This is a genomic window from Vogesella sp. XCS3 (assembly GCF_020616155.1).
Lineage (GTDB): Bacteria > Pseudomonadota > Gammaproteobacteria > Burkholderiales > Chromobacteriaceae > Vogesella.
In genome coordinates this window covers 3,329,003-3,342,485 of sequence record NZ_CP085530.1, presented here as the reverse complement: position 1 = coordinate 3,342,485, position 13,483 = coordinate 3,329,003, and the positions used below count along the sequence as shown (strand labels likewise).

11 protein-coding genes are annotated in these 13,483 nt (G+C 60.5%); 5 read left to right on the top strand and 6 right to left on the bottom strand.

All coding sequences use genetic code 11. From position 1 onward, the window contains the following. Positions 1 to 46 precede the first annotated feature (46 nt). Both aceK and LCH97_RS15915 read right to left on the bottom strand, forming a co-directional pair. Positions 47 to 1,828, bottom strand: coding sequence for a bifunctional isocitrate dehydrogenase kinase/phosphatase (gene aceK / locus LCH97_RS15920; RefSeq protein WP_227302528.1), 1,782 nt, complete (start codon positions 1,826 to 1,828; stop codon positions 47 to 49). Positions 1,829 to 1,908: 80 nt separating this feature from the next. After that, the gene (locus tag LCH97_RS15915; RefSeq protein WP_227302527.1) at positions 1,909 to 2,586 is read right to left on the bottom strand and encodes a pseudouridine synthase; all 678 of its coding nucleotides are present in this window, start codon (positions 2,584 to 2,586) and stop codon (positions 1,909 to 1,911) included. Positions 2,587 to 2,986: 400 nt separating this feature from the next. Between LCH97_RS15915 and LCH97_RS15910 the strand changes: the two genes are divergently transcribed. After that, entirely contained in the window at positions 2,987 to 5,224 is a 2,238-nt protein-coding gene (locus tag LCH97_RS15910; protein WP_227302526.1) for an NADP-dependent isocitrate dehydrogenase, read from the top strand. A gap of 256 nt (positions 5,225 to 5,480) precedes the next feature. Next, a complete protein-coding gene (gene icd, locus LCH97_RS15905) occupies positions 5,481 to 6,710 on the top strand; it encodes an NADP-dependent isocitrate dehydrogenase (RefSeq protein ID WP_227302525.1) in 1,230 nt (409 codons plus the stop codon). Positions 6,711 to 6,790: 80 nt separating this feature from the next. On the opposite strand, the gene LCH97_RS15900 is transcribed toward icd, so the two are convergent. Next, positions 6,791 to 7,678 (bottom strand): LysR family transcriptional regulator, encoded by an 888-nt coding sequence (locus LCH97_RS15900; RefSeq protein ID WP_227302524.1) that lies wholly within the window; start codon positions 7,676 to 7,678, stop codon positions 6,791 to 6,793. A gap of 137 nt (positions 7,679 to 7,815) precedes the next feature. Here LCH97_RS15900 and mdtH point away from each other — a divergent pair, with 137 nt between their 5' ends. Next, positions 7,816 to 8,976 carry a multidrug efflux MFS transporter MdtH gene (gene mdtH / locus LCH97_RS15895; protein WP_255619242.1) on the top strand — a complete coding sequence of 387 codons (1,161 nt, stop codon included), beginning with the start codon at positions 7,816 to 7,818 and terminating at the stop codon, positions 8,974 to 8,976. A gap of 81 nt (positions 8,977 to 9,057) precedes the next feature. Here mdtH and LCH97_RS15890 read toward each other — a convergent pair whose 3' ends face one another. After that, a complete protein-coding gene (locus tag LCH97_RS15890; RefSeq protein WP_017509885.1) occupies positions 9,058 to 9,261 on the bottom strand; it encodes a cold-shock protein in 204 nt (67 codons plus the stop codon). Between the two features lie 238 nt (positions 9,262 to 9,499). On the opposite strand from LCH97_RS15890, the gene clpS reads away from it, so the two are divergent. Beyond that, complete coding sequence (gene clpS / locus LCH97_RS15885) at positions 9,500 to 9,808, top strand: ATP-dependent Clp protease adapter ClpS (RefSeq protein WP_227302522.1); 309 nt, start codon at positions 9,500 to 9,502, stop codon at positions 9,806 to 9,808. Continuing rightward, on the top strand, positions 9,808 to 12,090 hold the full coding sequence (gene clpA / locus LCH97_RS15880) for an ATP-dependent Clp protease ATP-binding subunit ClpA (protein ID WP_227302521.1): 2,283 nt from the start codon (positions 9,808 to 9,810) through the stop codon (positions 12,088 to 12,090). The genes clpS and clpA overlap by 1 nt, the downstream gene beginning before the upstream one ends. Positions 12,091 to 12,145: 55 nt before the next feature. Here clpA and xerD read toward each other — a convergent pair whose 3' ends face one another. Further along, positions 12,146 to 13,039 carry a site-specific tyrosine recombinase XerD gene (xerD, locus tag LCH97_RS15875; protein ID WP_227302520.1) on the bottom strand — a complete coding sequence of 298 codons (894 nt, stop codon included), beginning with the start codon at positions 13,037 to 13,039 and terminating at the stop codon, positions 12,146 to 12,148. Positions 13,040 to 13,123: 84 nt separating this feature from the next. Further along, complete coding sequence (rplS, locus tag LCH97_RS15870; protein ID WP_017509889.1) at positions 13,124 to 13,483, bottom strand: 50S ribosomal protein L19; 360 nt, start codon at positions 13,481 to 13,483, stop codon at positions 13,124 to 13,126.

The following is a 13,483-nucleotide window of genomic DNA, read 5'->3' as shown; positions in this document are numbered from 1 at the left end:
CCTTATTTGTACGCAGCCCCTTCCACACAGTGGAAGGGGCTTTGTCTTATGGGGCGGCCAGGCCAGCGGTGGCGACTGTGGCCGGATAACGCTGGCAGAAACGCATTTCGACAGGATACGGGTAAAAATCTTCGATAAAGCCATCACGGATACGCTGCTGCTTGTACTGCCAGAAGCGTACGTCCAGCAAGTCGCTGTGGTAAGCCAGAAAAATGCGGCGGATCTGCGGGTCACCCAGCAGGAAGGTGGCAAATTCTTCCGGAAACACATCACCGTGCGCTACCGGGTACCACACCTCGCCTGACAGCTCCATCTCGGGGTTTGGCGCTGGCGGAATGCGACGGAAGTTGCAATCAGTCATGTATTCAATTTCGTCATAATCATAAAAGATCACCCGGCCGTAACGCGTCACACCAAAGTTTTTGAACAACATGTCACCCGGGAAAATATTGGCCGCCGCCAGGTCCTTGATGGCGTCACCGTATTCGCGGATTACCCGCTCTTTCTCTTCTGGCGTACAACTCATCAGGTACATGTTCAGCGGCTTCATGCGCCTTTCAATATAAACGTGGCGAATCACGATGGTGTCGTCGCTCTCTTCAATAGACAGCTGCGCCTGGCTGCGCAGCTCGGCCAGCAAGGCCGGCGTAAAGCGCGCTTTGGGGAAAGCTACATTGGAAAACTCCAGCGTGTCCGCCATGCGGCCAACCCTGTCGTGGCGCTTTACCAGCTGGTATTTGCGCTTTACCGTGGCGCGGTCCATGTCCTTGGGCCCGCCAAACACATCCTTGATCAGCTTGAATACATAGGGGTAAGACGGCAGGGTAAACACCAGCATCACCAGGCCGCGTATACCCGGCGCCACGGTGAACTGGTCGCGCGAATGCTGCAAATGCTGCATGAAGTCGCGGTAGAAGGTGTTCTTGCCCTGCTTTTGCAGGCCCAGCATGGTGTACAGCTCGGCCTTGGTTTTGGTGGGCAGCATGCTGCGCAAAAACTGTACGTAAGCCGAGGGTACGTCCATGTCTACCAGGAAATAGGCGCGGCTGAACGAGAACAGCACGCCAATGCGCCACGGCTCCAGCAGCACGGTATCGAGGTACAACCGCCCCTGCTCGTCCTGCAGTACCGGTACGGCAAAGGGGTAGATCTGGCTGCCGTTAATCACCTTGCCAAAAATGTAGGCACTCTTGTTGCGGTAAAAGGCGCTGGAAAGTACCTGAATCTGGTAGCTGGCCTCGGCCTGCGGCCAACGTGCGGCAAAGTGTTCATGCACTGCACGTACCACATTGGCCAGGTCGCGCGCCAGGCTGGCAAACGGGCGCTGCCAGCCAAAATCAGCCACGATGCGGCGCAGCACACTGCGCAGGCTGCTGCTACCCGGGTAATAGCTGCGGTAAGACGGCGGGTCGGATTCGATGTACTCGGTGGAAATTGCCGGCCGGATGAAGATGAAATCGTTATTGAAATAGTCGCGGTGCAGGATGCGGGTAAACACCGAATTGAAGAAGGTCTCCGCCAGCTCCGGCTGCTTGTGGTTGGTCAGCAGGCCAATGAAATACAGCTTGGCTTGCTGCCAGATTTCGTCGTCCAGCAGTGCCGCGTGCAGCTCGGTATTGAGCCGAACCACGGTTTCGCTGACGCGTTCGTCGTAGTACTGGATGCGCTCGCGTACCAGCTGCTGCACGCCTTGCCAGTCGGCCAGCTCGAACAGGCGCTTGGCCTGGCGGCTGGTGGCCTGAAAGCGCCGGTAGTGCCGGTTGAAGCCGTCTACCAGCGCCAGGGCGATATCCCTGGCCACCGGGTTGTAGTACTCGGGTATCTCCATCGCGCGGCCCCTGCGTGGCCCGCCAGCGCGTGGCGGGTGGCGTTCGTCTTGACTGCAGAGGGCGGCGCGTGCGCTATGGCTTATTTTTTGGCAAAGCGAAAACGCGGCGCCGCCCGTGGCGGTGCTGTCTCTGGCGCCGGCGCCTGCCGGCCGGTATGGCGCGCGGGGGCTTTGGCAGCCGGTTTAGCATGCCCCGTTCGCGGCAGGTCGGCAAGCGACACCTCCAGGCTGCGCATGTCACCCGGCTGCAAGCCATCCAGCCGCCACGGCCCCACCGCCACACGCACCAGGCGCAAAGTGGGCAGGCCAACTTTGGCCGTCATACGCCGTACCTGGCGGTTCTTGCCTTCGCTGATGATGATTTCCAGCCAGCCATCGGGTACGGTTTTGCGAAAACGCACCGGTGGCTTGCGCTCCCATAGCGCGGGCGGCTCCGGTAGCTGGCGCACCTGCGCGGGCTGGGTCACAAAGTCGCCCAGGTCTACCCCATCGCGCAGCGCCTGCAGCTGGGCCTCGGTCACCCGGCCTTCTACCTGTACCCAGTAGGTCTTGGGCTGCTTCCAGCGCGGGTCGCTGATGCGGTGCTGCAGCTCGCCATCCCCCGTCAGTAGCAGCAGGCCCTCGCTATCGGTATCCAGCCGGCCTGCCGGGTATACCCCGGGCAAGGCAATGTGGTCTTTTAGCGTGGGGTGCAGCTCGTGCTGCGAAAACTGGCAAATCACGCCATAGGGCTTATTGAACAGGATGAGTTGGGACATGGGGCAGCCAAGCGTAAAGAAAATATGCGCCGGATGATACCAAGCGTGGCCGGTAGCGGCCACGCCGCACCGCTGGGCTTGCTGTGCAGCGCGGCATGGAAATCCTATTGAACCGTACACCATGCGGCCAACGTCATTCAGATTCGAACAGGTGTTTACATTCAAACCCGCAGCAAAGTTCGGATACGCTACAATCAGAGCCAGCAATGAGAGGTATAATTCATTTTTGAAAAGTCACCCGAAAGCCTGCATTCCGCCTAGCCCCCTGTCTTCCCCTGACAGGCAGCCAGTACCGCAGGTTTTCCCATACCTTTCACTTGCACAGGCGGGATGCTGCCCCGTGCCAAAGCTGCCCCGCGCAATCGTTCTGGCGTCAAAAAATAATCATGGAGATAGAGTAATGCCTTCGGAACAGCCGACCATCATCTACACCCTGACCGACGAAGCTCCAGCGCTGGCTACCAGCGCCTTCCTGCCGGTCGTACGTACCTTTACCGGCGCAGCCGGCATCAACGTAGAGACTGCCGATATTTCGGTAGCCGCCCGCGTTCTGGCCGAGTTCCCGGCAAACCTGACCGACGAGCAAAAAGTACCGGATACCCTGGCCGAGCTGGGCAAACTGACCCAGAACCCGGACACCAACATCATCAAGCTGCCGAACATCAGTGCATCGGTATCGCAGCTGATGGCTTGCATCAAGGAACTGCAAGCCAAGGGTTATGCCATCCCTGACTACCCGGAAAACCCGACGACTGACGAAGAGAAGGCCATCAAGGCCCGCTACGCCAAGTGCCTCGGCTCCGCTGTAAACCCGGTGTTGCGCGAAGGCAACTCCGACCGCCGCGCCCCGCTGGCAGTGAAAAACTATGCCAAGAAGCACCCGCACAGCATGGGCGAGTGGAAACAGTCGTCGCAGACCCACGTTTCCCACATGCACCACGGTGACTTCTATCACGGCGAAAAGTCCATGACCCTGGACCGCGCCCGTGACGTGAAAATGGAGCTGGTGACCCACAGCGGCGAAACCATCGTGCTCAAGCCGAAGGTTTCCCTGCTGGACGGCGAGATCATCGACTCCATGTTCATGAGCAAGAAAGCGCTGTGCGAATTCTACGAGCGCGAAATGGAAGACTGCCGCGAAGCCGGCATTCTGTTCTCGCTGCACGTCAAAGCCACCATGATGAAGGTGTCCCACCCTATCGTGTTTGGCCACTGCGTAAAGATCTACTACAAAGACGCGTTCGAAAAACACGGCAAGCTGTTTGAAGAGCTGGGCGTGAACGTGAACAACGGCATGGCCACGCTGTACGAAAAAATCGCCACGCTGCCGGCCTCCAAGCGCGAAGAAATCGTGCGCGACCTGCACGCCTGCCAGGAACACCGCCCGCGCCTGGCAATGGTGGACTCTGCCAAAGGCATTACCAACTTCCACTCGCCAAACGACGTGATCGTGGACGCCTCCATGCCAGCCATGATCCGTAACGGCGGCAAAATGTGGGGGGCCGACGGCAAGCCGGCCGACTGCAAGGCCGTGATGCCGGAATCCACCTTTGCCCGCATTTACCAGGAGATGATCAACTTCTGCAAATGGCACGGCAACTTCGACCCGCGCACCATGGGTACCGTACCGAACGTGGGCCTGATGGCCCAGAAAGCGGAAGAATACGGCTCGCACGACAAGACCTTCGAAATCGCCCAGGATGGCGTGGCCAACATCGTTGACCTGGCTACCGGCGAAGTGCTGCTGTCGCAAAATGTGGAGCAAGGCGACATCTGGCGTATGTGCCAGGTCAAAGACGCCCCGATCCGCGACTGGGTAAAACTGGCTGTGACCCGCGCCCGCAACTCCGGCATGCCGGCAGTATTCTGGCTGGACCCGTACCGCCCGCACGAAAACGAACTGATCAAGAAGGTACAAAAGTACCTGAAGGATTACGACACCTGCGGTCTGGAAATCCACATCATGTCCCAGGTACGCGCCATGCGCTTCACCCTGGAGCGTGTTGCCCGCGGCCTGGACACCATCTCGGTTACCGGCAACATCCTGCGTGACTACCTGACCGACCTGTTCCCTATCATGGAACTGGGCACCAGCGCCAAGATGCTGTCCATCGTGCCGCTGATGGCCGGTGGCGGCATGTACGAAACCGGTGCCGGCGGTTCGGCCCCGAAACACGTACAACAGCTGCTGGAAGAGAACCACCTGCGCTGGGACAGCCTGGGCGAGTTCCTGGCACTGGCCGTGAGCCTGGAAGAGCTGGGCATCAAGACCGGTAACACCAAGGCCAAGATCCTGGCAAAAACCCTGGACGAAGCCACCGGCAAGCTGCTGGACAACGACAAGTCGCCGTCGCGCCGTACCGGCGAGCTGGATAACCGTGGCAGCCAGTTCTACCTGGCCATGTACTGGGCACAAGCGTTGGCCGCACAAAGCGACGACGCCGAGCTGCAAGCCCACTTTGCCCCGGTAGCGGCCGCCTTTGCCGCACAGGAACAGCAGATTATCGACGAGCTGAAAGCCGTACAGGGCAAACCAGCCGATATCGGTGGCTACTACCTGCCGGACGCAGAGAAAACCCGCGCCGTGATGTGCCCAAGCGCCACGCTGAACCAGATCCTGGCCAGCGCCCGCGCCTAAGCCCCCACCCTGCCGCACACAACGCCAAGGCTTGCCTTGGCGTTTTTTTATGCCCGACGCCACGCGGTGGCAATCAGACCTTGGCGCTTTGCGTGGCACGTACCATAACAACGACAGGGTGTTGCCAACACTAGCTGCAATATTGCACGCCATTTACCCCACGGCTGGCGCGAACAGATTAGCCCTGTTGCAGTCTGATAGCCGGCACGCCGTGGCAGCTGCCACAACATGTCCGCATGACACAGGAGAGAACAGCATGAGCGTATCGCATATCAAGGTGCCGGCCGGTGGCCAGAAGATCCTGCCAGGCCAACTTGTACCCGACCAGCCCATCATTCCGTACATTGAAGGCGACGGCATCGGCGTCGACATCACCCCGGTGATGATCAAGGTCATCGATGCGGCGGTGGCCAAAGCCTACGGCGGACAGAAGAAGATTCACTGGATGGAGGTATACGCCGGCGAGAAGTCCACCCGCCTGTACGGCCCGGACGAATGGCTGCCACGCGAAACCTTCGACGCGCTGAAAGAATACGCCGTATCGATCAAGGGGCCGATGACCACGCCGGTGGGCGGCGGCATCCGCTCGCTGAACGTGGCGCTGCGCCAGGAGCTGGACCTGTACCAGTGCGTGCGCCCGGTGCAGTATTTCAAAGGCGTGCCGTCACCGCTGAAGCAGCCGGAGCTGGTGAACATGGTGATCTTCCGCGAAAACACCGAGGACATCTACGCCGGTATCGAGTGGGCCCACGGCAGCGAAGCGGTACAGAAGGTGATCCGCTTCTTGCAAGACGAAATGGGCGTGAAGAAGATCCGCTTCCCCGCCAGCTCCGGCATCGGCATCAAGCCGATCTCGGTGGAGGGCAGCGAGCGGCTGGTGCGTGCCGCCATCCAGTACGCCATCGACAACCAGCGCAAGTCGGTCACCATCGTGCACAAGGGCAATATCATGAAGTTTACCGAGGGTAACTTCCGCGATAGCGCCTACGCGCTGGCCAAACGCGAGTTCGGTGGCGTAGAGATCGACGGCGGGCCGTGGCTGAAACTGCCAAACGGCATCGTGATCAAGGACGCCATCGCCGACGCCTTCCTGCAGCAGATCCTGCTGCGCCCGGCCGAGTACGATGTGATTGCCACCACCAACCTGAACGGTGACTACATATCCGACGCGCTGGCGGCGCAGGTGGGCGGCATCGGTATCGCGCCGGGGGCCAATATCTCCGACCAGTACGCCTGCTTTGAAGCTACCCACGGCACCGCGCCCAAGTACGCCGGGCTGGACAAGGTGAACCCCGGCTCGCTGATCCTGTCTGCCGAGATGATGCTGCGCCACCTGGGCTGGAAGGAAGCCGCCGACCTGGTCATCCACGCCATGGAGGCCGCCATTGGCGACAAGGTAGTCACCTACGACTTTGCCCGCTTGATGGACGGCGCTACCGAGGTGTCGTGCTCTGAATTTGGCGACGCCATGATCGCGCGCATGTAATACCACCCTGTACGACCACAGCAAGGCCCTGCCGCCAGGCAGGGCCTTGCCACGCGTACCTGCGGCCAACGTTGGCCGCGTCAGGCCCAGTCCGGCGCCATCGCCCGCACCGTATCCAGCACTTGCTGCTTGGGTGCGTCGCTGCGCTTGCCGGCGCGCCAGGCCATCATCACCTCCCACTGCCATAGTGGCAGGTCGCGGATGGCCAGCTTCACCAGCCGGCCTTCGCGCAGGTCGCGTTTGACCGCCACCTCGGGCATGAAGGTCAGAAAGCCATGTTCCATCGCCAGCTCGCGTGCGGCACTGGCCGGCTGGATGGCGTGCAAGGGGCCACTGGCGGTGCGCTGCTGACGCAGCATGGCCAGCAGGGTGTCGCAGGCGTCGCCCCAGTACTGCGGCGCCAGCCGCGCATTGGCTACCTCTGCCAGCGTCAGCTCCCCAGCTTGCGCCAGCGGGTGGCGCTTATGTACCACCGGTACGATAGGCGAGCACCAGATGCGCTCCATCTGGATACCGGCCATTGGCGGGCACTTCAGCACAAAGCCCACCTGTACCCCATCGGTAAGTAGCCGCTCCATGATGGCGGGCGAATGATCAGTACTGCAGCGGATCTCGAACGGCGCCTCGGCCAGCGCCACCAGCACCGGGCCAAACACCACCGACGCCAGCGATGGCAGGCAGGCCAGCGTCAGGCGCGGCAGTGCCGGCACGCCCTGCACCGCGCGGCGGCCATCGTCCAGAATGGCCAAAGCTTGCCGCGCCGCCGGCAAATAGGCCTCGCACGCCGGCGTCGGCACCGCGCCGCGGCGATGGCGGCGGAATAGCTGCGCGCCAACATTGGCCTCCAGCACCGCCACGCGCTGGCTAACCTGCGGCTGCGACCAACCACGGCGCGCAGCCGCCTGGCTAAAGCTGCCGCAATCGACGATATCGATCAGCAGGGCGAGGTCATCCAGTGAAATAGCCATAATGAAAAGCCATAGAAAATATTAGCAGTTAACGGCTTCTATGATAGCTGATGCCGCATGACAATGAAGGCCACTTCACACAGGGGCACATCATGGCTTCGGCAGAACAGGCGCGGCGCTTGGGCAGGCGTTTCATTATGCTCGACAACGTCTTGGTGGTATTCGGCTTTTTCAGCGTGTTTCCGCTGATCAGCATCCACTTTGTCGACCAGCTGGGCTGGGCCGCCGCGGCAGTGGGTTTGGCGCTGGCCATACGCCAGCTAATGCAACAGGGGCTGGGCTTACTGGGCGGCTCGCTGGCCGATCGCTACGGTGCCAAACCGCTGATTGTCGGTGGCATGCTACTACGCGCCGCCGGCTTTGCCGCCATGGCCATGGCGCAAACCCCTGCTACCCTGGTGTTTTCCTGCATTCTGTCCGGCCTGGGCGGCATGCTGTTCGACCCGCCCCGTGCTGCCCTCATCATCAAACTGACCCGCCAGCACGAGCGCAACCACTTCTACACGCTGCTGATGATGTGGGAGAGCGCGGCAGCGGTAAGCGGTGCCATGCTGGGCTCCTGGCTACTGCATTTTGACTTCTGGTGGGTAGGCATGGGCGGCTGTGCGGTGTTCGTACTAGCGGCTGCGGCCAACCTGTGGCTGCTACCGGCCTACCGCGTGGCCAGCGGCAAAGCATCGCCCTTAGCCTCGGTACGCATCGTGCTGGCAGACAAGCGCTATATGCGGCTGGTACTGACCCTTAGCGGCTACTACGTGCTGGGCGTGCAGATCATGCTGCTGGTCCCCATCGTGCTCAAACAGATGGCGGGTACGCCGCAGGTGGTGGGCTGGCTGTACGCCATGGAAACCACGCTGTCGCTCACCCTGCTCTACCCGCTGGCCAAGCTGGGCGAACGCTACCTCAGCCTGGCACAACGCATGTTGCTGGGTATCGCGGTGATGACGCTGAGCTTGCTGCTGATGGCGCTAGCGCAAAGCCTGTGGCTGGCCATGCCGCTACTCGCGTTGTTCTATACCGGTAGCCTGATCACCGAACCGGCACGCGAGGCACTACTGGCCAGCTACGCGCAAAGCGAAGCACGCGCCAGCTACAGCGGCACCAGCCGCCTGGGGCTGGCACTGGGCGGGGCCACCGGCTACCTGGGAGGCGGCTGGCTGCTGGATATCTCGCGCAGCCTGGCCATGCCAGCCCTGCCCTGGCTGATGCTCGCCGCCATCGGCAGCCTGACCTTTGCAGCACTCTACCGCCAGCTTTTGCACGCGGGCACCGCGCCGATAGTGGCTCAGCCTGTCTGATGACAGACGCAAAAAAACCGCATCGGCTTGATGCGGTTTTTGTCAGCAGCGTTCCCGCTACATCCGTCAGCTAGCGCAAGCTTAGGCTTTCTGGATGTTGGAGGCTTGCTTGCCTTTCGGGCCTTGAACGACGTCAAAGCTTACACGCTGGCCTTCGGTCAGCGATTTGAAACCTTGCATATTGATCGCGGAGAAGTGCGCGAACAGGTCATCGCCGCCTTCGTCCGGAGTGATGAAGCCGAAGCCTTTAGCGTCGTTGAACCACTTAACAATACCAGTTGCCATGTGTAACTATCCTTAGCATGCATAAAGTAAACAGGGTGGTGAGCCCTGACAGTCCAAGCTTACAAACGCTGCAGCAGGTAACGGTTTACACACAGCCAGCGATGCAAAGCCAAGCACCGTCTGTATTTCTACGCCTAGCGTGTGACAACGTCAAGACAAGCCGGTAAAAGTTAAGGGGCTTGAAAAAGCAGCCATACGAACCAAAATTGAAATAAGCGCGAATTCGCAGAAGGTTCCCATGTCTACGCAGCACAAGGATGATGTCGTGACAGCGGCCCGCAAGGCCGAGGTCAAACCCCCACCGATGTATAAAGTATTGTTATTGAACGACGATTTCACCCCGATGGACTTTGTCGTTGAGGTACTGCAGCATTTTTTTCACATGAATGCCGAAAAAGCCACAATCGTGATGCTGCAGGTCCACAATGAAGGTAAGGGTCTTTGTGGCATTTATACCAAAGACATCGCTGCCACCAAGGTAGAACAAGTTTCGCAGCACGCACAAACGCACCAGCATCCACTGCAGTGTGTCATGGAGGAAAACTGATGATTGCCCAAGAACTGGAAGTCAGCCTGCACATGGCCTTTATGGATGCACGCCGCAAACGGCACGAATTCATCAGCGTGGAGCACCTGCTCCTGGCGATGACTGACAACCCGTCTGCAGCCGAAGTCCTCCGCGCCTGCGGCGCCAACATCGACCAGCTGAAAAAGCAGCTGGGGGACTTTATCGACGAACACACCCCCACCGTGCCCGGTGAGGCCGAAGTGGAAACCCAACCGACACTGGGATTCCAGCGCGTGATCCAGCGCGCCATCCTGCACGTGCAGTCGTCCGGCAAAAAAGAAGTCACCGGTGCCAATATCCTGGTGGCCATCTTTGGCGAGAAAGACTCGCACGCCGTGTACTACCTGCATCAGCAGGGTATTTCGCGCCTGGACGTAGTGAACTTCATCTCGCACGGCATCACCAAGCAAAACGCCAAACCGGCCGCCAGCCAGGAGCCGCACCACGATGCCTCTGGCGAGAATGAAGGGGAAGATAGTGGCAACGCCCCGGGCGGCGCGCTGGAAAACTACACGCAGAACCTGAACCAGCAGGCGCGCGACGGCAAGATCGACCCGCTGATCGGCCGCGAGCACGAGGTCGAGCGCGTGATCCAGATCCTGTGCCGCCGCCGCAAGAACAACCCGCTGCTGGTAGGTGAAGCCGGCGTGGGTAAAACCGCCATTGCCGAGGGCCTGGCGCGCCGTATCGTGGCAGGTGATGTACCGGATGTGCTGGCTAAAGCCACGGTGTATTCGCTGGATATGGGTGCCCTGCTGGCGGGCACCAAATACCGTGGTGACTTCGAGCAGCGCCTGAAACAGGTGATCAAGCAGCTGGCCGAAGACAGCCACGCCGTGCTGTTCATTGACGAAATCCACACCCTGATCGGCGCCGGTGCGGCATCCGGTGGCACGCTGGACGCCTCCAACCTGCTAAAACCGGCCCTCTCCAATGGCAGCCTGCGCTGCATTGGCGCTACCACTTATGGCGAATATCGCGGCATCTTCGAAAAAGACAGCGCCCTGTCGCGCCGCTTCCAGAAGATTGACGTACCCGAGCCATCGGTAGAACAGACCATCGAGATCCTGAAGGGGCTGAAAAGCCGTTTCGAGGCGCACCATGGCGTGAAATACACCTTGGCCGCGCTGTCGACGGCAGCAGAGCTGTCGGCGCGTTACATCAACGACCGCCACCTGCCGGACAAAGCCATCGACGTGATCGACGAGGCCGGTGCGGCGCAAAAAATCCTGCCGAAGTCCAAGCAGAAGAAGGTGATCAACAAGGGCGAGATCGAAGAGATCATCGCCAAGATCGCCCGTATTCCGGCCAAGACCATCAGCAGCGATGACCGCAACGTGCTGAAAAACCTGGATCGCGACCTGAAAAACGTGGTGTTTGGCCAGGACAAGGCCATCGAAGCGTTGGCCGCAGCCATCAAGATGTCGCGTTCCGGCCTGGGGAACCCGCAAAAGCCGATCGGCTCCTTCCTGTTCTCCGGCCCCACTGGCGTGGGCAAGACCGAGGTGGCCAAGCAGCTGGCCTACTTCCTGGGCGTGGAGCTACTGCGCTTTGATATGTCCGAGTACATGGAACGCCACGCGGTCAGCCGCCTGATTGGCGCGCCACCGGGCTATGTCGGCTTTGAACAGGGCGGCCTGCTGACCGAACAGGTCACCAAGCACCCTTACGCGGTACTGCTGCTGGACGAAATCGAAAAGGCGCACCCGGACATCTTCAACGTGCTGCTGCAGGTGATGGACCACGGTACGCTGACCGATAATAACGGGCGCAAGGCTGACTTCCGCAATGTGGTGATCATCATGACCACCAATGCGGGTGCCGAGTCGCTGTCCAAATCCAGTATCGGCTTTACCAACAGCAAACAGGCCGGGGACGAAATGGGCGATATCAAGCGCCTGTTCAGCCCCGAGTTCCGCAACCGCCTGGATGCCATCATCCCGTTTGGCATGCTGAACGAGGAGATCATCCTGCAGGTGGTGGACAAGTTCCTGATGCAGCTGGAACAGCAGCTATCCGACAAGAAAGTGGAAATCCACTTCAGCGACAGCCTGCGCAAGTTCCTGGCGAAGAAGGGCTTCGACCCGCTGATGGGCGCCCGTCCGATGGCGCGCCTGATTCAGGACACCATCCGCAAGGCGCTGGCCGACGAGCTGCTGTTTGGCCGCCTAGCTGGCGGCGGCGAGGTCACCGTCAATCTGGACCAGGACGACAAAGTGGAACTGGTGTTTGCCGAAACCCCGGCAGAAGCCACGGCATAATCACTATTGCCCCCGACAGCCCCGGTAAACTACCGGGGCTTTTTTGCGGCCAACCTTAGCCGCGCGGGTGGTGCGCCGCGTGCAGCGCCTTCAGCCGCTCGCGGGCCACGTGCGTGTAGATCTGGGTGGTAGACAGGCTGGCATGCCCCAACAGCAGCTGAACCACGCGCAAATCGGCGCCGTGGTTGACCAGATGGGTAGCGAAGGCATGCCGCAGCGTATGCGGGCTGAGCGGCGGCGCCCCGGCTTGTTTGCCGTAGCGGGTTATCAGGTGCCAGGCCATTTGCCGGGTCATAGCCTGTTTGCGGTTGCTGACGAATACGTCTTCGCTACGCGCCGCCCCCATGATGAGCGGCCGGCTTTCGGCCAGGTAGCGGCGCAGCCAGTGCTCGGCCACCTGCCCCAGCGGCACCAGCCGCTCCTTATTGCCTTTGCCCACAATGCGCACATAGCCTTCGCCCAGATACAGCTGACCCAAAGTCAGGCCTACCAGCTCGCTGACACGCAGGCCGGTGGCGTACAGGGTTTCGATCAGGGCACGATCGCGTAGCCCCAGAGGCGTATCGGTATCGGGTGCGGCCAACAAGCCGTCCACATGCGCCTCCGACAGCGTACCCGGCAGACGCAGGCCCAGCCGGGGCGCTTGCAGGCGAGCCGACGGGTCGTCTTCACGCAGCTTCTGCTGGCACAGGTAATGGTAAAAGCGCCGCGCAGCCGACAGGCGCCGCGCGCGGGTAGCCGGCTTGTCGGTATCGATCAGGCCCAGCATCACCTGCTCCAGCGCCGGCGTATCTGCTGTGTCCAGGGTATGGCCAAATGGCTGCAAGGCCGCCTCCAGCCGCAACAGGTCGCGGCGGTACGCCGCCAGGGTATTGGCCGACAGGTTGTCGGCCAGCCAGAGAGTGTCAAGAAAGGCGTCGAGGTAAAGCGATTTTGCTGCCTGTTGCATGGATGCGGCCAACCTGGTTGCCAATGAAAAAAGCGCCAGCCGAGGCTGACGCTTTCAGGGTACGACAAGTTAAACCCGATGGGCTTACTTGCGAACCAGCTTTTCCTTGATACGTGCGGATTTGCCGGTACGACCACGCAGGTAGTACAGCTTGGCACGACGCACAGCACCGCGACGCTTCACTTCGATGGAAGCTACCAGCGGGGAGAAAGTCTGGAAAGTACGCTCAACGCCTTCGCCGGAAGAGATCTTGCGCACGATGAAGGAGCTGTTCAGACCGCGGTTACGGATGGCGATAACAACGCCTTCGTAAGCCTGCAGACGCTCGCGGTTACCCTCTTTTACTTTTACCTGAACGATAACGGTATCGCCCGGTGCAAATTCAGGGATGGTTTTACCCAGACGGGCGATTTCTTCCTGTTCCAGTTTCTGGATCAGATCCAT